The following is a 25,072-nucleotide window of genomic DNA, read 5'->3' as shown; positions in this document are numbered from 1 at the left end:
TGTGTTCCTTTCCAGCAGAAGACTTGTACGAATCGGAAGTCGGTGTCGGCTCAGAACTCGGTGTCGACGCCGAGTTCGGCGAGACGGGTCCGGTACTGCTCCACGGAGCGGAGCTTGACGTCCTCGTAACCGCGCACCGTGTCGGGCAGTGCCGCGATCTCCACGGCGCGGTCGTAGGAATCGACGTCCAGGTCGGCGGCGAGCCGCCGGATGGTGGCGGTGTAGTGGGCGAGCAGGGCACGCTCGACGCGCCGGACGTGGGCGTAGCCGAAGGGATCGAGCTTGGTACCGCGCAGACGCTTGGCCTTGGCCAGGGCCTTCAGCGCGACATGCGATTTCGGTCCGAAGCCGACCTTCTTGTCCCGGCCGAGCGCACGCAGCACAGGCGGGTGCAGGCGATAGGTGAGTTTGTGGCCGCCGGGAACCTGGCCCTGGACCTCGTCGAGGAAGGCCGGGTCGACGAGCATCCGGGCGACCTCGTACTCGTCCTTGTAGGCGGTGAACTTGAAGAGCCCGCGGGCGACGGCCTCGCTGAACTCCGTGCGCTCGGTGACGCGCCGTTCCGCCTCCCACACCGACTGCACCTGCTCGATGTAGCGCGCGGCCAGGGCCTCGTTCTGGAAGTCGATCAGAGACGCGGCGCGGATCCGCACGAGCCGCTCCACCTCACCGGTGAAGGTGGCGCCGGCGAACAGCCGCTCCGGCGCGACAGTGGCGGCACGCTCCGCGCGGGCCGGTTCGGTCGCGGCGGCGAAGGCGGCCGGATCGGCGACGGCCACCCGGCCCCAGCGGAAGGCGGCGAGGTTCGTCGCGACTGCGACACCGTTGATCTCGATCGCTTCCTCGATCGCGGCGGCCGGGATCCGCAGTCCGCCGAGCTGGTGGGCGGCGCCCACGACGAGGAAGTTCGCGGCCGAGGTCTCGCCGAACAGTTCCTGCGCGGCGGCGAGCGCGTCGAACGAGACGGTCGTGCGGGTCGCGGTGTCGAGGCGGGCGAGCAGGTCCTGTTCGTCGGGGTGCCGGACCGAGCGGTCGTACACCATGTCGCCGGTGGGGACGCGACTCGTCGACGCGACCGCGACGGTCCGGGCGGGATCGGCGTACGCGAGGTTCTTCGGCTCGGTCGCGGTGAGCAGGTCGAGCGCGAGCAGAGCGGAGGCACCGCCCGGTCCGACCCGGTTGCCGGGCTCGAGGCCGTCGGCGGCGAACCGCAGGTGGGAGACCACCGGACCGGCCTTCTGGCTCATGCCGATCTGGTCGAGCGACTCCACCTCGAAGCCGGCGCGCAGCGCGGCCGTCGCGAGTACCTGGTTGACGGTGACGATGCCGGTGCCGCCGATGCCCGCGAGGAAGACGTTGCTCGTCCCGGTGGGGGTGTCGACGACGGCGTCCGGAACCCGCGGTGGGGTCGGCGCCGTGCGGCGCTCGGGCTTGCCGGGCGAGGTCTCGACGGTCACGAACGACGGGCAGTCGCCGTCGAGGCACGAGTAGTCGGTGTTGCAGGAGGTCTGGTCGATGCGGGTCTTGGAACCGAACTCGGTGTCCACCGGCTGCACCGACAGGCAGTTGCTCTTGACACCGCAGTCGCCGCAGCCCTCGCACACCGCTTCGTTGATGACGACGCGGGTGGTGCGGGCGGGCAGGGTGCCGCGCTTGCGCTGGCGGCGGGCGTCGGCGGCGCAGTGCTGGTCGTAGATGAGCACGGTGACGCCCTCGATCTCGCGCAGCAGCTTCTGCGCCTCGTCGAGCCGGTCGCGGTGCCAGACCACGGTTCCGCGGGCGAGGGTGCGCTTGCGCAGACGCTTCGGCTCGTCGGAGCAGACGATGATCTTGCGGACGCCCTCGGTGGTGAGCTTGTGGGTCAGCGCCGGGATCTTCAGGGCGCCTTCGGCGTCCTGTGCGCCGGTCATCGCGACGACGTCGTTGTAGAGCAGCTTGAAGGTGATGTTCACCCCGGCGGCGACGCATGCCTGCACGGCGAGCTGGCCGGAGTGGAAATACGTTCCGTCGCCGAGGTTCTGGAACATGTGACCGATGTCGGTGAACGGCGCCTGGCCGATCCACTGCGCACCTTCGCCACCCATCTGTGTCAGGCCGGTGACGGCGCTGTCCTTGCGGCCGGACAGGGTGACCAGGGTGTGGCAGCCGATGCCCCCACCGCCGATCGACCCCTCGGGAAGGGCGGTGGAGCGGTTGTGCGGGCAGCCGCTGCAGAAGTACGGGGTGCGCGCGGTCGACAGCACCTCGAGCGACAGCTGCGGCAGCGGCGCGGGGCCGAGTTCGACGTGGCCGCGCAGCACGCGGCGCAGCGGGCCGCGCAGGCGACCGGCGGTGAGCTCACCGTCGACGGGCACGAGCGGGCGGCCGTCGGCGTCCTTCTTGCCCACGATCTGCGGGGCGTTCGCGGTGCCGTAGAGGATCTCGCGGATCTGGGTCTCGACGAAAGCCGTCTTGTCCTCGACCACGATCAGTTCGTCCAGGCCACGGGCGAATTCGCGGACCATCTCGGGTCCGATCGGGTACGGCATGCCGATGCGCAGCAGACGGATGCCGGCGCGGTGCAGCGCGGCGTCGTCGACGCCGAGGTCGAGCAGGGCCTGACGCAGGGCGTCGAAGGTGGTGCCGGTGGCGGCGAGGCCGACGCGGGCCTGCGGCGGGTCGACCTCGATCACGTCGAGGCCGTTGAGACGACCGTACTCCTGCACGACCTTCCAGCGCGGGCCGTAGAGGTCGGCCTCGGCGATGACGCTGTCGCCGGGCGCGGCCATGGGGCGCTGCGTGTAGACGAAGGGTTTTCCTTCCCATTCGACCTCGGGGACCGTGATGGGCAGGTCGGAGATGGAGCCGTCGACGGACCACGCGCCGTCGGCGACGTCCGCGACGATCTTGAGGGCGACGAGACATCCCGAGGCGCGCGAGAGCGCGACGCCGTGCAGGCCCATCGTGACGATCTCGGCGGCGTTGCGCGGGAACAGCACCGGGATGCCGAGCGCGGCGAGGGACCGCTCGCTGACGGCGGGGACGGTCGACGACTTCGACGCCGGGTCGTCGCCCACCATGAGCAGCACGCCGCCGTTCGGGTTCACCCCGTACATGTTGGCGTGGCGCAGGGCATCGGTGGCGCGGTCGAGGCCGGGGCCCTTGCCGTACCAGACACCGACGACGCCGTCGTGGGTCGGTGTGCCGGCGCCGAGCTGCCCCTGGCTTCCCCACACGGAGGTGGCGGCGAGTTCCTCGTTGAATCCGGGCACGAAGGTGATGTCGTGTTCGGCGAGGACCTTCGGCATGCCGTGGAGCATCTTGTCGAGACCGCCGAGGGGGCTGCCCTGATATCCGGAGACGAAGGTCGCCACCCGGCGGCCCTCCCGCATGGCACGCACCTGTTGTTCGACGAACAGGCGGGCGATCGCCTGGACACCGGTGAGCAGCACGGTGCCGGACCCCGAGCGGTATCGGTCGTCGAGGTCGTACGGGACTCGTTCGCTCTCGCGGATCACGGTCTCGGTCATTGCGTACCACCGTCCTTCGTCGCGGCGTCCGATTGTGTCTGCGCCGCTTCGATCGCGTCATTTGGTACAGCAATAGTCAATTGGGCTAGGCGAACTCGTCAACAGAAGATTTTTCAATGCTTCATTTCGATCAGATGTGACCCACGGCACACCCGATGAATGCGCACGGTGCTCAGTTCCGGACCCCTGGCGCATCGCCCCTCCCTGTTCGACAGAGCGGACGCCGCGGCCTTCTACCGCTGCGCAGTACGGGGTTGCAGCGTTCGAACGAGGGGTATTGCCCCCGGTAGCCGGAAGCGGCGTCCGGACGCCGCACCCGGCCAGGTGCTGCCGGTTCAGAATTGCAGCCGGCAGCACCGCCCGGGGCTACTGCACCGAACCGGTCAGCGTGAACGGTCCATCAGACCGGTTCCCATCGCGGCCGTGGCCACGCCCAGGACGAACACGATCACACCCACGATGACGTGGGACCAGATCATGGAGGTGCTGGTATCGACGCCGCTGACCAGCCACGGCGAAACGACCAGCCACAGACCGAGCAGAGGCGCGATGAACGCCAGGCCGTGGGTGCGGCCGTAGGCCGAACCGAGCGCCATGGCGAGCAGTGCGACCGCGAGCCCGCAGATCAGATTGGTGGTGGCGAGTGCCGTCTGGTCGGCGAATCCGATGATCCACGCGGATGCCGCCGCATACAGCCCGGCGACCATCATCAATCCGTCGGTGACCTGGACTGTGGGCTGTTCGCCCATCCGGTCGTAGCGTTCGCGCATCTCGACGATATCGGGATGGGTGTGCATTGCAGAGTGAGCCGATGATGTCGACATTGTCCTCATCTCCTCGTAGGTGAGAAGTCCGAGGGGCCCTCCTGGGTCCGACACCATTATCGTCGCCCCGGACAGGATTCTGCCGTAGGGGAGAAAGTCCCGACTTGGTGATCTCGGGCGTATCCGAGCAGTATCGATCTCCGAACTCTCAAGGGACGAGGACGGCAGCGCCTCGCACGCGGTCGCCTGCGAGATCCTCCAGTGCACGGTCGGCGTCGGGGAGCCCGTACCGCATCGTCGCGACCCTGATGTGGTGGTTCGCGGCGAAGCCGAGGAACTCCCGGGAGTCCTCGCGGGTATTGGCCGTGACCGACCGGATCTCGCGCTCCTGGAACAGGTGCGATCGATAGTTCAATTGCGGGATGTCGGTGAGATGGATGCCGGCGATCGAGAGGACGCCACCGCGGTCGAGCGCCTCCAGGGCGGGCAGCACGAGGTCTCCGACGGGCGCGAAGAGGATGGCGGCGTCGAGAGGCACCGGTGGCGCGTCCGCAGCACCCTGTACGGACGCGGCCCCGAGCTCGCGGGCGAGGGTCCGCGCGTCCTCGCTCCGCGTCATGACGTGGACCTCGACACCTCTCGCCATGGCGACCTGCGCAGCGATATGGGCGCTACCGCCGAAGCCGTAGATACCGAGCCTGCCCCCGTCCGGGACGGATGCGCGCTTCAGGGCGCGGTAGCCGATGATGCCGGCGCAGAGCAGCGGAGCGAGTTCGACGTCGTCGTATCCGCCGGGGAGCGGTAGCGCGAACGCCGCCGGCACGGCGACGAACTCGGCATATCCACCGTCGTCGTCCCAACCGGTGTATCTCGAATTCGGACAGAGGTTCTCGTCGCCCCGGCGACAGTAGCGGCACCGCCCGCATGTCGACCGCAGCCATGCCACCCCGACGCGGTCGCCGGGGGCGAACCCCTCCACCGCCTCGCCCACCCGATGGACGACCCCGACGACCTCGTGCCCGGGGACGACCCCCGCCCGGTGGACGGGGAGATCACCTTCGGCGACGTGCAGGTCGGTGCGGCACACACCGCACGCCAGCACGCGCACCAGCAGATCGTTCGCGCCTGCTTCCGGAAGCGGGACGGATTCGAAGCTCATCGGGTGACCGGCGACGGGGCCGGGCTCGGTCACTCGCCACGCCCTCATCGACCGGGGTTCGTCCACGGCTCCCGCCTCCCCTGCGTTTCGCCGATATCCCTGTGTTTGCCGGTATCGGCACCGGTGAACCCCTTCATACATGAGCAGCACAGAAGGTTCCGCCGATTCGTACGATCCGGCCCAGGATCCCGATGCCGACCCCGACAACCTCCTCTCGAAGGCCCCGCGGCAGCCGGACCAGGCGGAAGGCGAGGACGAGTCGGCCGAGACCGGCGATACCGGACGATCCTGACCATTCGAAGGAGACAACGATGAACGAACCCGCTCACGAGAACACGGATGTCGTCACCATCCTCACCGACGACCATCGAGAGATGCTCGAGCTTCTGGGCCGAGCAGAGACCACTCTCGATGCGGACGAGCGCCGGGATCTCACCGACGCCGCGATCGCCGAGGTGATGAGGCACTCGGTCGCCGAGGAGATGTTCGTCTATCCGGAAATGGAGAAACACCTACCCGGGGGGACGGAAGCCGTCGAACACGACAAGCAGGAGCACGACGAGATCGTGCAGGTGATGAAGCAACTCGAGGGTGCAGATGCGTCGAGTGCCGAATTCACGTCCCTGGTGAAGAAGCTGGAGAGTCTGTTACGCCACCACGCGAACGATGAAGAGTCCGAGCAGTTTCCGGCACTGAGGGCACACCTCGGGCACGACACGCTCGTGGAGGTGGGCACCAAGGTACAGGCCGCCAAGAAGCTGGCGCCGACCCGACCGCATCCGTCCGCGCCTCATTCCGAACTGTTCCACAAGACGGTAGGCCCGGGGATCGGCATGGTGGACCGTCTGCGCGATGCCCTGACGGGACGTCGCACCGACTGACGGCCGTCCTCACGCCGGGTCCGGCTCCTCCGGCGCGCCGTCCTGCGCGCGCCTGCGGGTGAAGAAGGAGACCCGGCCGTTCGTCTCGAGCACTGCGAGTTCGATGTCGGAGAACCGGCGAATCCCTTCCTGCCGCGCTGCGGCCAGAAGGTCGTCGAGGGACAGGCGTTCCCGCTTCAGGTTCTGCATGTCCGGTTCGCCGTCCTCGACGATCACGACCGGGACACCGTGGGTGATCCCGCGCATCCTCGGGTACCGGGCGTTGATGGTCGCCAGACCCAAGGTCAGGACGGCGAAGACGCCGATGGTGAGGACCGCGGTCGTCACGGACACGTCGTCCTGGGTGATGCCCTGCTGTACGAGATCACCCATCGCCACGAAGAGCACGAGCTGGAATGTACTGAGTTCACCGACGGTGGAACGACCGACGAGGCGGGTGATTCCCCACAGGAACAGGAACAGGACGAGCGCGCGGATCACGATCTCCATCAGGGCACCAACCAGGTATCGAAATAAATTGTCACTGCCGAGTTCTCGCCGTCCATCACCGAGACGGAGCCCGATTCGCCCACTGTTTCCCGGCGCGGATCCGAACGTCGAGCGCGAAGGTGAACTCGTCACCCGGCGGCGGATCGAAGGTCAGATGCACCAATCCGTTGCCCGCGGTCTCGGACGCCGGTTCGGGCAGGCGCACTCGCATCTCGAGGATCTCGAAGTAGGACGTGTCGATCGCGAGGACGATCTCTCCCTCGAACCCCCGTCGCGATGCACCTTCACCGACCACGGAACATCGATCCCGGGACGCGCGATCCGCGGGTAGGTCAACTCGAGGTCGTAGCCACCACCCTGGGCCGCCATCGAGGAATTGAAGGCCGACGGCATCGAACCGAGCCCGATCGCACCCAACGCGCTGTTCGACGAGGAACATTCCGAACATGCGTCGAGCCTGTGGCATCTGTCGGACGGAGCAGCCGCGGATCAGGGACGCTGGGCGCACGGCACCGGACCCGACGGCACGACACCCATGTCGTTCCTCGCCGACCCTGTCCCGCTGGGAGATGTCGCGAGCGCACCGCCACCGGACCCGAAGCTGTACGCGACCTACGACGGGTCCCAGGGAAAGCCCCGCTCCGCCGCACTGGGAACGGAGAAAGGACTCGTGGGCAAGGTCAAGGACGCCCTCGACCCCGACACTCCCTGATTCTTCCTTTCGATGCAACCACCCCGGCTCCTGTGAGCCGGGGTGGTTGCACGTGAAAGTACCTTCCCGGCGGTCCGTTTCGTTATCCGATTGTTTCGTGCCGCGAGGGAGCGGGAAGGCTTCTTGCATGAGCACCAACATCTTCGTTCTCGGACTCACCGACATCCAGCGCAAGGAACTGGAAACCGTACGCGGCGCCGACCAGCTGAGCTTCTACGGGTTGCTCGACTACGAAAGCCTGGTGGAGCCCGACGAATACGTGTTCGACGATCTTCTCGACACCTGTCGGCGCGAACTGGACGCCTTCCCCGGCACCGTCGACGGGATCATCGCCCACTGGGACTTCCCCACCAGCGTGCTCGCTCCGATCCTGGCCGCCGAACGCAACATCCCCTCGCCGTCGCTGCGCAGCATCGTCGCCACCGAGCACAAGTACTGGAGCCGCCTGGCCCAGAAGGAATCCGTTCCCGAGTGCGTCCCGCAGTTCAGTTCGTTCGATCCCTTCGACGACAACGCACTCGACAGCATCGAGCTCGACTTCCCGTTCTGGGTCAAGCCCGTGAAATCGCATTCCTCGCAGCTGGGATTCGAGATCCGCAACGAGCAGGAGTTCGCCGACGCCCTCGTCGAGATCCGGGAGAAGATCGGACTGGTCGGCAACGCATTCGACGAAGTGCTGCGCCGCGTCGACCTTCCGGACGAGATCGGGGAGAGCTCCGGCACCACCTGCCTCGCCGAGCAGGTCGTCAGCGGGATCCAGGCCGCTCCCGAGGGCACGATGTTCCAGGGGCAGTTCGGTATTCACGGTGTCTTCGACATGCGCAAGGACGCGGCGGGGCACAGCTTCGAGCGCCTCGACTACCCGGCGAGCACCGTGCCCGACGAGGTGCAGGCACGCATGATCGACATCACCGAGCGTTACCTGCGACACGTCGGCTTCGACAACGGTTGCTTCAACTCCGAATTCATGTGGGACGAGGAGAACGACAAACTCTGGCTGATCGAGGTCAACACGCGAATCTCTCAGTCGCACAGCGAATTGTTCGCCAAGGTCGACGGGAGTTCCAACCACGAGGTGGCCATCGACATCGCGCTCGGCCGGCCGCCCCGGATGCCGTACCGGCAGGGCGAATCCGCCGTCGCGGCGAAGTGCATCATCCCGCGCTACGAGGACGGCATCGTCACGTCGGTGCCCACGGACGCGGACATCGCGCGCCTGCGTGAAACGATCCCCGGCGCCCTGGTGTGCATCGACGTCGCTCCCGGCGACCGGCTCGCCGACCTGCCCAACCAGGATGCCTATCGCTACGAGCTGGGCACCATGTACATCGGCGCCGACAGCGTCGAACAGCTCGGGCAGCGCTATCGGCAAGGACTCGAGGCACTTCCGTTCACCTTCGATCCGGTGCCGGAGAACTGAGAGGAGGTCGGCATGCGCACGATCACAGACCTCCCGAACGAGGTCCGTGTCATCGAGAACGTCTTCATCACGATGCGTGACGGTGCGCGGCTCGCGGCAAGGATCTGGCTGCCCGTCGACGCCGAACAGCACCCCGTGCCCGCGGTATTCGAGTACATCCCCTACCGTAAGCGCGATACCACCCGCGGACGGGACGCACTGAACCATCCCTACATGGCCGGCCACGGCTACGCCTGTGTACGAGTGGACATGCGCGGAAGCGGGGACTCCGACGGGGTGCTGCGCGACGAGTACCTCGCCGACGAACACGACGATGCCTGTGAGGTCATCGAATGGCTGGCGTCGCAACCGTGGTGCGACGGCTCCGTCGGCATGATGGGCATCTCGTGGGGTGGCTTCAACAGCCTGCAGGTCGCCGCGCGCCGGCCGCCGGCCCTGAAGGCGATCGTCAGCGCGTCCGCCACCGAGGATCTGTACGTCGACAACATGCACTACATGGGTGGTTGTCTGTTGTCCGACAACCTGTCCGAGGCGACGGTGATGTTCGCCTTCAACAGCCTGCCCCCCGATCCCGCGATCGTCGGCGACCGGTGGCGCGAGATGTGGCACGAACGGCTCGAGGGCAGTGGACTGTGGATCGAGAAGTGGCTCGAACACCAGCACCGGGACGACTACTGGAAGCGGGCCTCCGTCAACGAGGACTACTCTGCCGTGCAGTGCCCGGTCCTCGCCGTCGGTGGCTGGGCCGACGGGTACACCAACGCCATCTTCCGGTTGATGGAACATCTCGACGTCCCCCGGAAGGGACTGATCGGGCCGTGGGGCCACAAGTATCCGCATCTCGGCGTCCCCGGCCCGGCAATCGGTTTCCTGCAGGAGGTCGTGCGGTGGTGGGACCACTGGCTCAAGGGCATCGACACGGGGGTGATGGACGAACCGATGGTGCGGGCCTGGATGCAGGACGCCATCGAACCGAACCCGTCCTACGCGGAGCGTCCGGGCCGGTGGGTGGCCGAACCGTCGTGGCCGTCACCGAACATCGAGCACCGCCGCTTCACCTTCGATCGGCATGCGCTGCATCCCGACGACGACGGCACCCTCGCGGTCGACGAGAGGCCGCTGCCGCTCCGATCCCCGTTGAGCGTGGGCATGTTCGCCGGCAAGTGGGCCTCCTACGCTGCGACGCCCGACCTGCCGTCGGACCAGCGTGAGGAGGACGGCGGTGCGCTCGTCTTCGAGACCGAGGCGCTCGACACCACGACGGAGATCCTCGGTCGCCCCGAGGTGGAGCTCGAGGTCTCGTCGGACAGTCCGGTGTCGATGCTCGCCGCCCGGTTGTCCGACGTCGCGCCGAACGGTGAGGCGACACGCGTGACCTACGGGTTGCTGAACCTCACCCACCGCGACAGCAGTGAGAAACCGGAAGCTCTCGAACCGGGACGGCGTTATCGCATCCGGATCGAGCTCAACGGGATGGCCCACGTGTTCCCGGCCGGGCACCGCCTCCGGTTGTCGCTGTCCACCTCCTACTTCCCCCTGGCGTGGCCGTCCCCGACACCCGCCGAGGTCACGGTGTACACCGGTGGACATCTGCATCTGCCGGTACGGCCACCGCGACCGGAGGACGCACACCTACGCGAATTCGGGGAGCCGGAGACGGCTCCGGAACTCGGGATCACGCTCCTGCAGCCGGGTGAACACCACTGGCGGACCACCCGCGACCTCGCGACCGGCGTGTCGACTCTCGACATCCTCGACGACCAGGGGTCGTTCCGGATCGACGAGACCGGCACCGTGATCCGGCGCCGCACCCAGGAGTGGTTCAGTTTCGGCGGCAACGATCCGAATTCGGTGCGCGGTGAGACCCGCACCCTGCGCCGCTACGAACGGGACGACTGGCGCACCGAGGTCCGCACCCGCACGATCCTCACCTCCACTCCCGAGGAGTTCGTGATCAACGCCGAGCTCGATGCCTTCGAGCTCGACGACGATCACGGCGATCGACGGGTCCATGCGCAGAACTGGCAGCGCCGGATCCCACGGGACCTCGTGTGACACGCACATCGGCAGCCCACCCCGCGCCGCATCGGGGTGGGCTGCCGATGTTCTGCGCGAACGATACTCACGCACTCCTGCGTGAATCGTTGCCGACGTCGAAATGCTCGTCGTACCAGTGTCTCGCCTCGTCCAGGACACCCTTGCTCAGCCGCGCGTGGGGACGGACGTCGACGAGCAACGGTTCGTGATCTGGACCGCGTCCGACCATCCTTCCGGTGAGGATCCACGCGAAGCGTCCGTCCTCCTCGTCGAGTTCGGTGTACTTGCAGAGACGTCGGGCGACCCAGTCCTTGACGGGGCGCCGCCACCACGGCTCGGGGGCGAGGGTGGTGACCGAGAGCCCCGGCAGCGTCAGGTTCGCCTCGTGGTCGCGGCTCGGTCCGTCCTCGGCGTCCGCTGCCGGTCCCCTCGAATATCTCAGGTACAGCAGCGGATCCGTCGCGAGATCGGCGATCTGGTCGAGTGACGTGACGAGTGGGATGTCGTCGGGGTCGGGATGGAATCTTCGGACGGACGTGCTCACCTTCTCCTCCTCCTGCCGACACTCCAGGACGAATTCGAAGAGTTCCCCGCTCCCCGACCGCGAAACCCCGCCGCTCGGTCGGGTCAGTAGGCGCCGTCGCTCGCCAGCACCGCCCGCACCGTCTTCACGACGATGAGCAGGTCCTGCACCATCGACCAGTTCGCCACGTAGAACAGGTCGAGGCGGATACGGTCGGCCTCGGCCAGATCGGATCGGCCGGAGACCTGCCACAGTCCCGTCATGCCGGGACGCACCAGGATGCGGCGGGGAACGAAGCCCGGGATCTTCTCCCCCTCACCGACCGCGAGGGGACGCGGGCCGACGAGACTCATGTCGCGGGAGAGGACGTTGAACAGCTGGGGCAGTTCGTCGATGCTGGTGCGGCGGATGAACCGTCCCACAGGCGTGATCCGCGGATCGCGGGCGGACTTGTAGAAGGTCGCGTCGTCCTGCCCGGTCTGCGTGCGAACTGTATCGACCATCCGGTCGGCGTCGACGACCATGGACCGGAACTTCCACATCCGGAAGACCGTGCCGCCCAGTCCGACGCGTTCCTGCCGGTAGAAGACCGGGCCGCCGTCCTGGAGTTTGATCAGCGCGGCGACCACGAGCATGCCCGGCGCCGCGACCGTCAGGGCAAGGACCGCACACACGAGGTCGAAGGTCGTCTTGGCCAGCCGGTGCGATCCGCGGTACTGCGGCTCCTCGACGTGCACGAACGGCAGTCCGCCCACGGGGTGCATCGACAGTCGCGGCAGGGCGATGTCGGTGACGCCGGGAGCCACCACGAGATCGACGCGGTAGGGCTCGAGCTCCCAGGCCAGATCGCCGATGTCGCCGTTGCCCCAGTGGGTTCCGGCCGCGATCGCGACGGTGTCGGCACCGGAGAGCTTGACGGCGTTGATCACGTCCGTCTCCGCTCCGAGCACCGGGATCTCCTGACCGGCGACGGTGATGACGCGGTCGGTGTCGCCCGTGTGCCCGGTGGTGCACACGCCGACGACGCGGTATCCGGCCGAGGTGTCGCGGACGAATGATCCGACCATCGCATCCACCGCGTGTTCGGAACCGACGACGAGCACCGACGTCCTGAATTCGCCCCGGACGCGGCGCCGCTCGATCACTCGACGGCACCACCGCCGACCGAGAGGCAACGTGACCAGTCCGACGGGAAGAGCCACCAGCAGATAGGCCCGAATCGTGTTCAGGTCGGTGGCGAACGAGTCGACGACGAACGATGCGATGGCGAGCAGGCCGAAGGTCTGCACAGTGGCCCTCGTGACGAGCCGGTATTCCTCCTCACCACTGCCGACGATCGGATCCTTGCGAGATCCGTTGAGCGCGAGCACCGCAAGCCACATACCCGCCACCACCGCAGCCGGGCCGACACTGTGGGCCGCCCCATCGATGGTCCAGCCGGCCTGCTGTGCCAGAGCTACGGTCACCATCACGATCGCCGTATCGGTAACCGTCAACGACCTCCGGTAACTCCGCTGCCATCGCCGGCGCGGGACACTTCCGCGACCACCGCTCGTATCGCGGGCCGGCACACTGCTGCGCGCCAGCTCGGGTCCGATCCCCATGCTTCTCCTGCTTGCCTACTCCACCCAACAGCGTGGCCCCGACAGCCCGATAGTCGTTTTGGTGCTTTTGTCCGTTTGATCGGACGACGTGCGAGTTTCGTTTCAGTGCACACGGCCACAGTGTCGCAGGCAACATTCACCCGCGAGCGGATACCGAAACGGTCCGAACAGAGTGCGAGTCGGTCTATTTCGCGGGACCACGCACGAGGGAGCAGCATCGAACGGAGTTCGGTCGGCGGCCTCGAGACATGGCAATCCCCCATCCCAACCTACGGCTCCCGACCCGGGAGAACCGTACAACAGGGACGAACCACCGACAAGAGTAGAGCTACTCGCCGGTAGCATGATCTGAGTCACCCCGGTCCGGCTCTCTCGCCCACCCAGTCTCGGATACGCCGGCGAAAGTTCTCCGAGGAGAGCCGCGCCACCGACCCGTCGCCCCCCTTCGGCACCGCGTCGATCGCCACGATGCACTCGGCGACGGCCTCCACCGTGTCCTCGTGGAAGCACAAGCCGTCGACACCCTCCGCGACCGTCTCACCAGCACCTCCGAGCGAATTGACGATCACGCGTGCTCCCGCTGCCCGCGCCTCGACAGGCATGATCCCGAAATCCTCCACCGCAGGGAAGACATAGACGTGCGCCTGCTGGTAGAGCGCGTAGAGGAGAGCATCGGACGGCCGTGCGAGGACGTGAACCGGTACCGCCGCCTCGGCGGCGAGCTGCCGCAGCCGGCCCTCCTCCGGTCCGGATCCCGCGATCACCGCGGGCACCCCGGCGAGGTCGGCGGCCCGGATCACCCAATCCAGTCGCTTGTACGGTACGAACCTCGATGCCCCCAGCACGAAGATCTCGGGAAGCCTCTCCAGCAGGGCGGATTCGACCGAGGACAGTTCATCACGCCAGTCGGGCACCGACGAGATGCGGGTCGTCTCGACGGGAGGAAAGATCACACGCGCCTCGACATCCCAGGCCCGCTCGATGCGCCGGCGCACGAAATCGCTGTTCGCAGCGAAGCGCGCACCCTCCCGCGCGCGGAGCCGATCGAGGGCCCGCAGCGGGGGCGCGGCGCACCGCACCGCGAGCGAGGCACCCCGATCGTCCAGCTCGGGATTCCACAGATAGCGCGCGGGGGTGTGCACATAGACGAACTTCTCGAACCCGCTCGGGACGCTCCGGAAGGTGACGTGATGAGCGAAGCAATGCGAGCTGACCAGCGCGAAGTCGTACGAGCCGGGTCGCCGCCGCCAGACGTACGGCATGGCGGACAGGGCAAGCGCCTTGTGCCGTCGCAGGGGTGTGCGCGCCAGGCCGCTCTCGTGGACCGTCCGATCCGGATACCGATCGGCGTCGTCCCACAGGCACAGCACGTCGGAGTCGGGGAAGGTGCGGACGAACTCGTCGAGAACCTTCTCCGAACCTCCGTCGCGTGCGATCCATTCGTGCACCAGGATTCCAGGCACAACCATCCCTTCGAAAACCCCGAATCGTCCGAGGGGTACTTTATGACCCTGCCGGGAGTGAGCGGTAACGGGCCGGAGTGGTGCCTCGATCCGAATGCGTCCGAACGACAAGAAGATTCAGGGTTGAACCACGGGTCGAGAAATCACCCCGTCTTTCACCCCCTCGACAGTGGAGGTCACGGAGTGGATGTGCAATACGCATCGTGGTTCGGTGACGCCGAGTCTCCCCTCCTCGGCCACGTCCACCTTCCCTCCGGCGGCCGCGCACGCGGTGCGGTGGTGCTGTGCCCGCCTCTCGGCAAGGAACATCTCGACACCTATCGGGGGGTCAAGGCCCTCGCCGAACAACTCGCCGAGCGCGGACTCGCGGCATTGCGTTTCGACTACGAGGGCACCGGCGACTCCGCGGGCGATCAGGATTCACCCGATGCGGTCGAGGCATGGCAGCGCAGTGTCGCCGCGGCGGTCGCGACCGCACGTGCCGGCGGCGCCGCACACGTCACCGTCGTGGGATTGCGCGCGGGAGCACTGATCGCAGCCACCTCGCTACCGCAGTGCGGTCCGGTCGATGCCGCAGTCCTGTGGGATCCGATCGTTTCGGGACGCGCATTCCTACGCGAACAACGCGTTCTCTATCGCCTCGCCCTCGGCATGGACCACCCCGACGATCCACGGGTGTCGATGATCGGTGGAGTGCTCGCCCCCGAGGCCGCCGAGGCGCTCGGCGCTCTGAGGATCGATCCACGCTCTCTGGCCGGCACACGAACCCTGCTTGCGACCCGGCCCGCGGCCCGCGAAACGCCAGCGGTCGCCCGGCTCGCCGCAGCACTCGAGGCAGACGAACTCTCCTTGCACGGCCATGAGTCCTTCACCACACCCAGCACCCTCCACCCGGCGATCCCGACCGGTCACCTCGGCCGCATCGCCGACTGGATCGGTGCTGCCGCACCGAGCTCGACCACGGAAATCCGCTTCCCCGACCGGAAACATGCGGTCGTCGCGACTACCGACACCGGAGTTCCGATCACGGAAAGCGCGGAGTACCTCGGCCCGAACTCGATGTTCGCTCTTCGAACCCAGGGAGTGAGAGGCACGGGCTCCGCCGGTTCGACGGTGTTGTTCTTCGGGACCGCGTACGAACACCGGGTCGGGCCGAGCCGACTGTGGGTCGAACTCGCGCGCAGTCTCGCCGCGCACGGCGTCTCCTCGATACGTTTCGACAGGACCGGCGTGGGCGACACCGGCACGGCACACAGAGCGGTCCCCACTCCGCTGTACTCGGATACGTCCGATCGCGACGCAGAAGATGCCGTCGCCTCGCTCGGCGTCGCCCCAGAGGATCTCGTCGTGATGGGACTGTGCTCCGGAGCATGGTACGCGGCATGGGTCGGCATCCGAGGGCACGCGCGCGCGGCTGTACTCGTGAACATGATCCTGTGGTCGACCCATCGACGGAAGTCACTGCGGAACATGCTCGCTCCCCCCGCACCCGAAGCACCCGGAGTACCCGGAGTACCCGGAGAAGTCGACAACAGTTCCGTTACTCTTCGCGCCCGCATCAAACCGTGGGCGCAGAGGCATCTTCCGTACCGGCTGTGGCTGTTGCTCGGGAAGTTCGGCGTCACACAGGTGCCCGAAGTCGTACTCGAAGCGCTGCGACGTGCAGACGTTTCGACCACGGTCGTGCTGTCGGCCCAGGATCATCGTTCCTTCGAATCCCAGCGCGGAGAGGAGGGCCTGATGCGGTTGCGGCGCCGCGGATTCACCGGTCACATCATCGCCGGACCGGTGGGCGATCACGGCGGCTATCACCGCGACGGCCGTGAATTCCTCAGGTCTGCTGTCACTTCCACCATCCTCGGCGAGTTCGGGACAGTGCCGGTCGAGCCGATGAACAGTGAGCACGTCTCGTGACGACGCCTGTCCTGCTGCTCGCCCTTCCGGCAGTGATCGCGCTGTTCGCGCTCTTGTATCTACGGGCGCAGAACGGCCTGCTGATCGTCGCGGCCCTCACTCCGCTGCACGGTCTGCTGACGATCGTGCCCGGCGGGCAGGCACTCGCGCCATGGAAGGAAGGCGTTCTCCTCCTCACTCTCGCAGCCACATTCGTCAGTCCGTACCGTCGCCGACTTCCCGCTCCGTCGTATCCGTGGTGGCCGGCTGTGGCCGCCTGGGTGGCGATGGGCGTACTGTCCGCTCTTGCCGTCTCCGGACTCGCCGGCATCACGGCGCTCAAGATCACGTATTTCTATCTGGTCATCCCTGTCATCCTGTGGCGCGCGCCCTTCGACGCCCGCGACCGCGATCGCCTCGTCACGATCATCATGGGTATGGGGGTACTGACCGCGGTGGTCGGTCTCGCACAGCAGGTCGTCGGCGGAGAGCGACTCGCCGAACTCGGCTATCGCTGGGACGAGCATCTCCGCACCACCGGTGGGATCCTGCGCAGTTTCAGCACCTTCACCACGCCGTTCGCCTTCGGGTTGTTCGTCATGATCTCCCTGATCGTCGGTTGCGCAGTAGCGTTCGCCGACCCGCATCGGCTCCGCAACAAGGTGTTCCTGTGCGCAACGCCGATCATGCTGCTCGGCATGGGTGTGACCATCGTGCGCGCCAGTTATATCGGGCTGGCGGTCGCCCTGTTGTGGTTCGCGATCCACCGCTACCGGGCTTTGTTCCTCGCCTTCGGCAGCATCGCGGTGCTCGTACCGATCGTCCTCGTCGCTGCACCGAGTTCGGTTCTCGCAACGCTGTTCTCCTCGTCGAGTCTCGGCGAACGCGGCGACGGATGGTCGCAGACCCTGTCGTCACTGTGGGTGCACCCCTTCGGCCAGGGACTCGGCGCGACCGGCTCGGCCGCATCCAAGCATCTCGGTGACGGCAACCCCATGCTGTCGGATCTGTCGTTGCACGCCGCGGTGCAGTTCGGGTTCATGCCCTATCAGCCCGACAACTACTACATGAAGCTCGCCGTGGAACTGGGCCCCTTGGGGGTGTGGTTGTTCGTTCTCGTACTCGTGTGCGCCGCGGTCTCGACGCTGCGCGCATCGCGGATCATGAGCGGGCAGGATGCCGCCCTCGCACTCGGTGTCAGCGGCACGATCGTCGCGGCAGCGATCGCCTCCACGGTGGCGACCTATCTCGAGATCTTCCCTCTCGACGTCTATTTCTGGCTACTGTTAGGAACTGTCGGATGCGCACTGACCCAACACTGGTCACTTCACCGAAACTTGCCCCCCACATCGGATTCGGCGCCCTCGCACTCCGTCCGTCCGGTAGTGGCGTCCAGACCTACGTCCGGGAACTCCTGAACGCGCTCGACCTCCTGCTCCCCGCAGCGGCGCTGCGGGCCTCCGTGCAACATGACGCGACGGGCGAGCTGCCGTGTCGCGTGGCCCCGCACGTGCGGCCGGTCGCCGACGGAGTGCGACGGATGCTCTACGCCAAGATGCCCGTGTGGGGCGTCGACTTGTTCCACAGTCTCGACGTCGACGTCCCTGTTCTGTGTTCGGGCGTCACCGTCTCGACGTTCCACGATCTGGCCGTCTTCGACACCCCGTGGGCGTTCGGCAAGTATCGTGCCGCCGGTGAGCGCGCCCTGTTGCGAGATGCCATGAGGCGGGCGGACGTGCTCGTCGCGGTCTCGAACTTCACCGCCGAACGTCTGCACGCCCTGTGCGGTCGCGAGGCCGTGGTCACCCCGCTCGCACCCGCGGTGTGGGCGAAACCTCCCACCCCCGAGAAGGTACGGGACATCCGCAGGGCCTACCGGCTGCCCGAACGGTTCGTCCTGCAGGTCGGCACCGTCGAACCCCGCAAGGACGTCGCGCTCGTCGCCGACGCGTGCCGCATCCTCGACATCCCCCTGGTGCTGGCCGGGGCCGGGTCCACCGGACCCGACGCGCCGGCCGGTTCGATCGGTCTCGGTTACGTTCCCACCGCACACCTCCCGGCACTGTACGCCGCGGCGAGCGCCGTCGCGTACGCCTCGCGCTACGAAGGTTTCGGGTTGCCGCCGCTCGAGGCGATGGCGTGCGGGGGCGCGGTGGTGACGAGCGCCGTCGGTGCCCTGCCCGACATCGTCGACGACGGAGCACTGCTCGTCACCGAACACACGGAGACATCGTGGACCGCGGCGTTGCGGGTGGTCGTCCACGACACCGATACCGCCGATGCGCTGCGCGCACGCGGACGCGAGGTCGCCGCGACCTCGACCTGGAGGCGCACCGCCGAGCTCACGCGCGACGCTTACCGCATCGCAGGCCTGAGAATCTGAGAAGGCCGCCGCCGTGGGCAGACATTCGCTGGCCGACCGCATGGCCGAGACCGTCGTTATGGAACGGATCGCCGCGGCGCACGACCCCGGGGGCACTCTCCACGAACCCCGGACACCCCGGCTCGACGGGCGTGCCGCGCGGCGCAACACCGTCGTGATGCTCGGCAGCCGGCTCGCCGTCGCGTCGATGGGCTGGGCCGGTTCGATGATCGTCGCCCGCGCGCTGGCACCGGACGACTTCGGCAAGTTCTCCTTCGTCTTCGGCCTGCTCGGGTTGCTGTCCGTCGTCACCGATCTCGGCGTGGGCCGCGTGGTGCTCGCCAAGCTCGTCGAATGCAATCCGTGGGAGGTCTCCTACGTCACCACCGCGTTCATCGCGTTGCGTGGCGTGCTCGGTCTGCTCGGTTACGCACTGGCCATCGGGTACGTACTACTCCTCGGATACTCCTCCGATGTCGTGTGGGCGACGGTGATCGCGGGGCTCGTCGTGGTGATCGCGACTCCCAACAACGCCCTGTCCGTCATGTATCAGAGCCGGTTGCGGATGGCGTCGGTGGCTGTAGCCGAGACCTTCGGCCAACTCGCCCAACTGATCGCCACCATCGCTGCCGTGCTGTGGAACCCGGTGCTGCTCGTACTCGTGGTGCCGGCCGTGATCAACGAAATCGCCGGGGCGGGCATTCTCGTGCGCGGCGTACGTGCGGGGAAGGCCGGCCCCCTGCCCGCCGCGCGCGCCCAGTTGTGGCGCTGGCGGGAAATGCTCGTCGAAGCGATCCCGCTCAGCATCGGTTTCGCTCTGCTCACGGTGCTGTCCAAAGTCGACATCCTCATGCTCGGCCGCATGGACACCTTCGACTCGGTAGGTCTGTACACCGTCGGCTACAAGTTCGCCGATCTTCTGTCGATGGTCTCGTCGACGGTCGTCGGTCCCGTGACCACGCTGCTGGTCGCGACCTGGCCGGCGCAGAGCGAACAGTTCCGCGACCGCACACGTGAGGCGGCGATGCTCCTCGCGGTGCTGGGTGCAACAGCTGCGGCCGCCTTCTGGCCTTCGGCCGACGGCGTCCTCTCTCTCCTCTACGGCGATCGGTTCGCCGACGCCGCCGACGCCTCGCGCTTACTGGTACTGGGCAGTGCCCTGTCGATGCTCACCCAACTCGGTCTCACCGTGCTCATCGCGACCGCTCGACACCGGGTGTATCCCTGGGTCGCAGCGGCCGCGCTCGTCGGGAACGTCTGCGCGAACCTCGTGCTCATCCCCCGCATGTCGTTCGACGGAGCAGCTCTGGCGACCGCGCTCACCGAGGCCGCGATGCTCGTTGCGATCTGGATCGTCGTGGCCCGTACGGTGCGGATCGGGCGCTTGTTCCCCTTCGCAGAGACCTGCGCGATCGCACTGCTGGGTGTTGCGGTGGCCGTGTGGATGTCGCTGTTCGCGGAGCGCTACGATCTCCCCTGGCCCGTCACCGCCGTCATCTCGGCAGTCTGTGTTCTGGCCGGAACCCACGTCCTTCCCATCACCGGCGGGCTCGGCCTCGTCGGTCTCGTCAAGTCCCGTTGAGGTTGCAGTGTCCCTTCCGCGGTCCATGCCACTCCGCGCCGTCGTCACCCTCGTCGGTGTGTTCGCTCTGTCGTGCACCCAGAGCACCGAGGCACGCGACTGCCGAACCGATCTGACGGGCGGAAGCCTGGGAATTGCGACCGGCTCCGGCCTGGATACCCTCGACGACACCGATCTCGGGGCGTACATGTCGGCGGTCGCCGACAGCGGTGCCGGCTGGATCCGGTTCGACATGGACTGGTCGATCATCGAACCGGCGCGTGGTCGCTTCGACTGGAGCGGCACCGACCGGGTGGTCGCCGCGGCCGAGTCGCACGACCTGCAGGTGCTGGGCCTGCTCACCCACACCCCGCGCTGGGCGCGGACATCCGAGGTCGAACCCGAGGACACGCACGGCATGCCCGCCGACCCCGGCGAATTCGGACGCTTCGCGGGCGACGTCGCCGATCGTTATTCCGACACCGTCACGCACTGGGAGATCTGGAACGAGCCGAACCTGACGGCCTTTTTCACACCGCAACCCGACGTCGGCGCGTACGCGGAGCTGCTCGTTGCGGCGTCGGATGCCATCCGCAACGTCGACCCCGGAGCAGTGGTGGTCACCGGCGGCTTGTCCCCCGCCACCGACAACGGATCGGACATCGCGCCCACCACGTTTCTCACCGAACTGTACGACCAGGGTGTTTCATCGACCTTCGACGTGGTGGGCATGCATCCGTACAGCTACCCGGCCCTGCCGTCCGACGCGTCGACGTCCGACTGGAACTCCTTCTACCGCATGCGCGAGATGCGCACCGTCATGGTCGAAAGGGGAGACTCCGACAAGCCGATCTGGGCGACGGAGATCGGGGCGCCCACCGGAACGGGCACCGACGCTGTCGGGTTCGCGGAGCAAGCGGAGATCCTGCGCGACGGGATCACCGAACAGCGCGCGCTGGGATTCGTGGACAAGCTGTTCGTCTACAGCCTCCTCGACCGGGGCACCGACGTGGCCGATCGCGAGCAGAACTTCGGGGTCCTCGCGCACGACGGGTCGCCCAAACCGGCCTGGGACGTGCTGCGCACGGCGGCGGTCACTCCCGGTTGCCTCTGATCACGAACGGTTCGACGTAAGGGCGTCGCGCGCGGCCAGGCGCAGGGGACGGACGAGACCGGCTCCGAGGTCCGCGGCGCGCAGGGTCCACCGGTGGTGCGGTCGCGAGGTGGGCACGGCGACGATCCGCCCCACCCGGTAGTCGCCGTTCGCCCACTGCTCCTTGAATTCCGATGTGCCGAGCAGATAGTCGAAGCGGTTGATGCCCAGTTCGTCGTGCCGATCGGTCAGCCGTCGCTGCAGCAACTGTCCGGGCTGGTGACGGCGCACCTCGGGATGGAAGCGGCCGATCCACATCTCCGCCGTCGTGCCGGTGCGGAACATGATCTCGTGGGCCATCCACCGGTCGCCGACGAGTAGACCTACGACGAGCAACCTTCCCGCACGGGCCTCGGCGTCGAGCAACGGCCGGGTGAAAGCGGTGAACGGAGGCGCACAGAAGTCGTCGCGTCCGCTGTGCTCGTCGGCGGCCGCAGCGACCGCGGTGATGTCGGACCATCTCTGCGCGAGATGGTCCGGATCGCACACCACGTCGACGGAGGCCGGGGTGCCCTCCCGCGCCAGCGAGCGTTCGAGTCGGGACAGCGTCTTCAGTGTGCGTCGACCACGCAACGATTCGGCGCCGGCGCCGGTGGCGAGATCGATGGTCAGGCATCGTTCGGTTCCGGCGATGTCGACGCTCCAGCGAGGCGAGGCCTGCAGCATCTCCACAAGAGGGTCGGTGAGATCGACGTGGTCGAGTTGCAATGCCATGTTCCGGTCGGCGATGCCGTCGAGCAGATCGGCGAGTGCCGCCTCGTCGGTCGCGAGGAAGGTTCCTATCGTGGCGAGGCCGTGGGCCGGCAACCGGAGCGCGGTGACCCCGAGCCGGGTGCGGGCGTGCAGGGGCGCGAGTCCGACGAGTCGACCGCCGCGCCGGACGGTGCACACCGCCGATCGTCCGCGTCCCATTCGGTTCCAGGCCAGCGCGTACGAAGGCCGGGTCGCAACACGCTGTCCCAGCTCCTGCGCGAGGTCGTCCCATTCCGTGAAGAGCCGGGTGGCCGATGCCTCATCGTGGATCTCGAAACTCACGGTGCGCATGCACCGGATTCTTCAGTCCACGAATCCTGCATCTTCCGGTCCTCTCCTCGTTACAGTGAATTCGCGGCATCGGTCTGCCGCTCGCTCCACGAGAAGAATCGTAGGTCGGTGGCGCGACGTTACGACCGATGCCCGAATTGTCCGTTCTACCACAGGAGAGTCGATGGGTCGTCCAGCACGCGCCATACTTACCGCAGTCCTCGCGTGCTCGCTCGCAGCACTCGCAGCGTGCGCCCCACCGATCCAACCGACTCCACCGACGACCTGCGGGAGTGATGACATCGGCATCGCGGCCGGCGCCCCGCTGATGTACCTGCCGGACACCGAACTCGACCGCGAACTCGATGCGATCCGTGCGGTAGGCGCTCGATGGCTGCGCGTGGACATCGACTGGTCGGTGATCGAACCGAACCGCGGGCAACAGAATTGGTCGATCCCGGACCGCGTGGTGGACCGCGCTCGCACACGCGGACTCGAAGTGGTCGGCATCATCGCGTACACGCCGGCCTGGGCGCGCGTCGCGGGCGGAGCCGACACCCACGGATATCCCGCCGATCCGGCGGCGTTCGCCACCTTCTCCCGCCAGGTCGCGCAACGTTATTCGACCCGTGTGAGCCATTGGGAGATCTGGAACGAACCGAATCTGACCGGTTTCTTCCGGCCCCGGGCCGACATCGGGAAATATGTCGAACTGCTCGCGGCGGCGGCACCGGCCATCAAGTCCGTGCAACCCGGCGCGCGCATCCTCAACGGTGGCCTCGCCCCCGCTGTGGACGACGGCACCAACATCTCACCGGTCACCTATGTGCAACAGCTCTACGCACGAGGTGCACAGCAGTACTTCGACATCCTGTCGATCCATCCCTACAGCTATCCGGCGCTGCCGAACGACGCGAGCACACAGAGCTGGAACACCTTCTACCGCATGCGCCTGATGCGCGACACCATGGTGCAGTACGGCGACGCGGCCACCCCGATCTGGGCGACGGAGTTCGGCGCCCCGACCGGAACCGCCTCGAACGCAGTGAGCGCACAACGGCAGGCGGACATCATCGCAACCGGCATCGCGGAGGCACGCCGGCTGGGCTGGGTGCAGAAGGTGTTCGTCTACTCGATGCGCGACCGCGGGACGAACCAAGCCGATGTAGAGCAGAACTTCGGCTTGCTCTACCAGAACTTCACGGCGAAACCTTCACGCGCCGTGGTCGCTTCGGCCGCACAAGCATGCACGACCGTGAGCGATTCGCTCGAGATCACGACCCCGCCCGCAGTGGATCCGGTCTGGTGATCATCAGGAGCCGAGCGCGTCGGTGACCCCGTCGAGGATCCGATCGAGGATCGGCGCCGACGTCGCGAAGTTGATGCGCAGAAAATTGCGCGCTCCGGAGCCGAACCGCACCCCGCCGTCGGCGAGGACGCGTCCTCGATCGCGCACGGTCGACACCGGATCGTCGATGCCGAGCGGTCCGGTGTTCAACCACGTCAGGTAGGTGCCCTGCGGCAGGTGATGCCGCAGGTCCGGGATCCGTTCGCGCAGAACCTCGTCCACCCGCCGGCGATTCCGGTCGAGGACGCGCAGCAGATCGCGCTGCCACGCGTCGCCCTCACGCCACGCCGCGAGCGTGGCGACCACTCCCGGAACCGAGACCGTCCCGTACAGGTCGAAGGGTTCCGCGTCCCGGCGCTTCAGCAGGGTCTCGGACCCGTAGTGCACCACCGCGCACCGCATCCCTGCGAGATCGAACGCCTTGCTCGCCGAGGTGAGCGTGACGGTGCGCGCAGCGACCTGCGGTCCGAGCGAAGCGAACGGGATGTGCCGATGCGGTTCGTAGATCAGCTCGGCGTGGATCTCGTCGCTGACGACGAGCATGTCGAATCGTTCGGCGAGGTCGGCGATCCGCTCGAGTTCCTCACGTGTGAGCACTCGCCCGGTGGGGTTGTGCGGATCGACGAGCACCAGCACCCGCGGACGACGCCGCGCCACCAACGGCTCGAACGTCTCGAAGTCGAGCACCCACCCGTCACCTCGATCGACGAACGGAAAGTCGATCTGCTGCAGTCCCATCCGCCGCAGCGACGCCAGGAACGGCGGATAGCTCGGTGTCTGGATCGCCACCGCGTCCCCGCGCGTGGTGCTCAGGTGCAGCACGAGCTGTAGTGCCTGGATGAGATCCGTCTGCTCACGGACGGCACCGGGATCGGGTGCCCAGCCGTAGCGCGTGCGCATGCGCTGCGCGAACTCCTCGCGCAGCGGCGTGCCGTGGAACCAATCGGGATAGCCGAGATCGCTACGGTCGACCAACTCGTGCAGCGCACGCGCGATCGGCGGTGCGACCGGGAAGTCCATGTCGGCGACCCATGCGGGAGTCAGCCCGCCGGCTGCCGCCCGTGCCCACTTGGCACCGGACCGCGCCGCCAGGGCGTCGAAGTCGAGGTCGTCGAACCCGGGCACGCCAGGACCGCCGACCGAGAGACGCTCGTCGCTGGTCACGGGGAAA

At 67.3% G+C, this 25,072-nt stretch carries 20 protein-coding genes and 1 pseudogene; 11 read left to right on the top strand and 10 right to left on the bottom strand.

Annotated elements, in window-relative coordinates; genetic code table 11:
* Nucleotides 1-50: 50 nt before the first annotated feature.
* The 3 genes from PV766_RS05160 to PV766_RS05150 all read right to left on the bottom strand — a co-directional run bounded on the left by PV766_RS05160 (nt 51) and on the right by PV766_RS05150 (nt 5,480).
* Nucleotides 51-3,509: an indolepyruvate ferredoxin oxidoreductase family protein gene (locus PV766_RS05160; protein WP_371053839.1), complete on the bottom strand. Its 3,459-nt coding sequence runs from the start codon at nt 3,507-3,509 to the stop codon at nt 51-53.
* A gap of 383 nt (nt 3,510-3,892) precedes the next feature.
* A complete protein-coding gene (locus tag PV766_RS05155) occupies nt 3,893-4,306 on the bottom strand; it encodes an SPW repeat protein (protein WP_064851748.1) in 414 nt (137 codons plus the stop codon).
* 175 nt (nt 4,307-4,481) lie between these two features.
* Entirely contained in the window at nt 4,482-5,480 is a 999-nt protein-coding gene (locus PV766_RS05150; RefSeq protein WP_129976006.1) for a zinc-binding alcohol dehydrogenase family protein, read from the bottom strand.
* Nucleotides 5,481-5,571: 91 nt separating this feature from the next.
* Between PV766_RS05150 and PV766_RS05145 the strand changes: the two genes are divergently transcribed.
* Both PV766_RS05145 and PV766_RS05140 read left to right on the top strand, forming a co-directional pair.
* Nucleotides 5,572-5,724, top strand: a complete 153-nt coding sequence (locus PV766_RS05145) for a hypothetical protein (protein ID WP_165369195.1) — start codon at nt 5,572-5,574, stop codon at nt 5,722-5,724.
* Between the two features lie 19 nt (nt 5,725-5,743).
* Nucleotides 5,744-6,313, top strand: coding sequence for a hemerythrin domain-containing protein (locus PV766_RS05140; RefSeq protein WP_129975791.1), 570 nt, complete (start codon nt 5,744-5,746; stop codon nt 6,311-6,313).
* A 9-nt stretch (nt 6,314-6,322) separates the two neighbouring features.
* Here PV766_RS05140 and PV766_RS05135 read toward each other — a convergent pair whose 3' ends face one another.
* Together PV766_RS05135 and PV766_RS05130 are read right to left on the bottom strand one after the other, a co-directional pair.
* Entirely contained in the window at nt 6,323-6,802 is a 480-nt protein-coding gene (locus PV766_RS05135) for a DUF421 domain-containing protein (protein ID WP_016931901.1), read from the bottom strand.
* 55 nt (nt 6,803-6,857) lie between these two features.
* The gene (locus PV766_RS05130; protein WP_421096560.1) at nt 6,858-7,097 is read right to left on the bottom strand and encodes a hypothetical protein; all 240 of its coding nucleotides are present in this window, start codon (nt 7,095-7,097) and stop codon (nt 6,858-6,860) included.
* A gap of 66 nt (nt 7,098-7,163) precedes the next feature.
* Between PV766_RS05130 and PV766_RS05125 the strand changes: the two are divergent.
* The 3 genes and pseudogenes from PV766_RS05125 to PV766_RS05115 all read left to right on the top strand — a co-directional run.
* Nucleotides 7,164-7,514: pseudogene (locus PV766_RS05125) on the top strand (catalase); the annotation flags it as partial.
* Nucleotides 7,515-7,641: 127 nt separating this feature from the next.
* A complete protein-coding gene (locus tag PV766_RS05120) occupies nt 7,642-8,934 on the top strand; it encodes an ATP-grasp domain-containing protein (protein WP_371053837.1) in 1,293 nt (430 codons plus the stop codon).
* Between the two features lie 12 nt (nt 8,935-8,946).
* Nucleotides 8,947-10,989: a CocE/NonD family hydrolase gene (locus tag PV766_RS05115; protein ID WP_371053836.1), complete on the top strand. Its 2,043-nt coding sequence runs from the start codon at nt 8,947-8,949 to the stop codon at nt 10,987-10,989.
* 67 nt (nt 10,990-11,056) lie between these two features.
* On the opposite strand, the gene PV766_RS05110 is transcribed toward PV766_RS05115, so the two are convergent.
* The 3 genes from PV766_RS05110 to PV766_RS05100 all read right to left on the bottom strand — a co-directional run bounded on the left by PV766_RS05110 (nt 11,057) and on the right by PV766_RS05100 (nt 14,567).
* On the bottom strand, nt 11,057-11,515 hold the full coding sequence (locus PV766_RS05110; RefSeq protein ID WP_421096559.1) for a DUF6098 family protein: 459 nt from the start codon (nt 11,513-11,515) through the stop codon (nt 11,057-11,059).
* A gap of 83 nt (nt 11,516-11,598) precedes the next feature.
* Complete coding sequence (locus PV766_RS05105; RefSeq protein ID WP_421096558.1) at nt 11,599-13,098, bottom strand: sugar transferase; 1,500 nt, start codon at nt 13,096-13,098, stop codon at nt 11,599-11,601.
* Between the two features lie 353 nt (nt 13,099-13,451).
* On the bottom strand, nt 13,452-14,567 hold the full coding sequence (locus PV766_RS05100) for a glycosyltransferase (RefSeq protein ID WP_421096557.1): 1,116 nt from the start codon (nt 14,565-14,567) through the stop codon (nt 13,452-13,454).
* A gap of 183 nt (nt 14,568-14,750) precedes the next feature.
* Between PV766_RS05100 and PV766_RS05095 the strand changes: the two genes are divergently transcribed.
* From PV766_RS05095 to PV766_RS05075, 5 genes are read left to right on the top strand one after another with little or no spacing between them, the layout of a single operon-like run.
* Nucleotides 14,751-16,475 carry a serine aminopeptidase domain-containing protein gene (locus PV766_RS05095; RefSeq protein ID WP_421096556.1) on the top strand — a complete coding sequence of 575 codons (1,725 nt, stop codon included), beginning with the start codon at nt 14,751-14,753 and terminating at the stop codon, nt 16,473-16,475.
* Nucleotides 16,472-17,872 (top strand): O-antigen ligase family protein, encoded by a 1,401-nt coding sequence (locus tag PV766_RS05090; protein ID WP_421096555.1) that lies wholly within the window; start codon nt 16,472-16,474, stop codon nt 17,870-17,872. The genes PV766_RS05095 and PV766_RS05090 overlap by 4 nt, the downstream gene beginning before the upstream one ends.
* The gene (locus tag PV766_RS05085; RefSeq protein WP_371053831.1) at nt 17,755-18,837 is read left to right on the top strand and encodes a glycosyltransferase family 4 protein; all 1,083 of its coding nucleotides are present in this window, start codon (nt 17,755-17,757) and stop codon (nt 18,835-18,837) included. The genes PV766_RS05090 and PV766_RS05085 overlap by 118 nt, the downstream gene beginning before the upstream one ends.
* Nucleotides 18,838-18,850: 13 nt before the next feature.
* On the top strand, nt 18,851-20,398 hold the full coding sequence (locus PV766_RS05080; RefSeq protein ID WP_421096554.1) for an oligosaccharide flippase family protein: 1,548 nt from the start codon (nt 18,851-18,853) through the stop codon (nt 20,396-20,398).
* Nucleotides 20,399-20,423: 25 nt separating this feature from the next.
* Nucleotides 20,424-21,491, top strand: coding sequence for a cellulase family glycosylhydrolase (locus PV766_RS05075; RefSeq protein WP_421096553.1), 1,068 nt, complete (start codon nt 20,424-20,426; stop codon nt 21,489-21,491).
* On the opposite strand, the gene PV766_RS05070 is transcribed toward PV766_RS05075, so the two are convergent.
* Nucleotides 21,492-22,574, bottom strand: a complete 1,083-nt coding sequence (locus tag PV766_RS05070; RefSeq protein ID WP_421096552.1) for a GNAT family N-acetyltransferase — start codon at nt 22,572-22,574, stop codon at nt 21,492-21,494. It lies immediately after the preceding gene.
* Between the two features lie 163 nt (nt 22,575-22,737).
* Between PV766_RS05070 and PV766_RS05065 the strand changes: the two genes are divergently transcribed.
* The gene (locus PV766_RS05065; protein WP_129975771.1) at nt 22,738-23,862 is read left to right on the top strand and encodes a GH39 family glycosyl hydrolase; all 1,125 of its coding nucleotides are present in this window, start codon (nt 22,738-22,740) and stop codon (nt 23,860-23,862) included.
* Between the two features lie 3 nt (nt 23,863-23,865).
* On the opposite strand, the gene PV766_RS05060 is transcribed toward PV766_RS05065, so the two are convergent.
* The gene (locus PV766_RS05060; RefSeq protein WP_129975769.1) at nt 23,866-25,065 is read right to left on the bottom strand and encodes a MalY/PatB family protein; all 1,200 of its coding nucleotides are present in this window, start codon (nt 25,063-25,065) and stop codon (nt 23,866-23,868) included.
* Between the last annotated feature and the right edge of the window lie 7 nt (nt 25,066-25,072).

Origin of the sequence: Rhodococcus sp. As11, assembly GCF_048957735.1 — a bacterium.
GTDB classification, from domain to species: domain Bacteria; phylum Actinomycetota; class Actinomycetes; order Mycobacteriales; family Mycobacteriaceae; genus Rhodococcus; species Rhodococcus gordoniae.
Note: the sequence above shows the minus strand (reverse complement) of the source record. Positions and strands in the feature narration are given on the sequence as shown.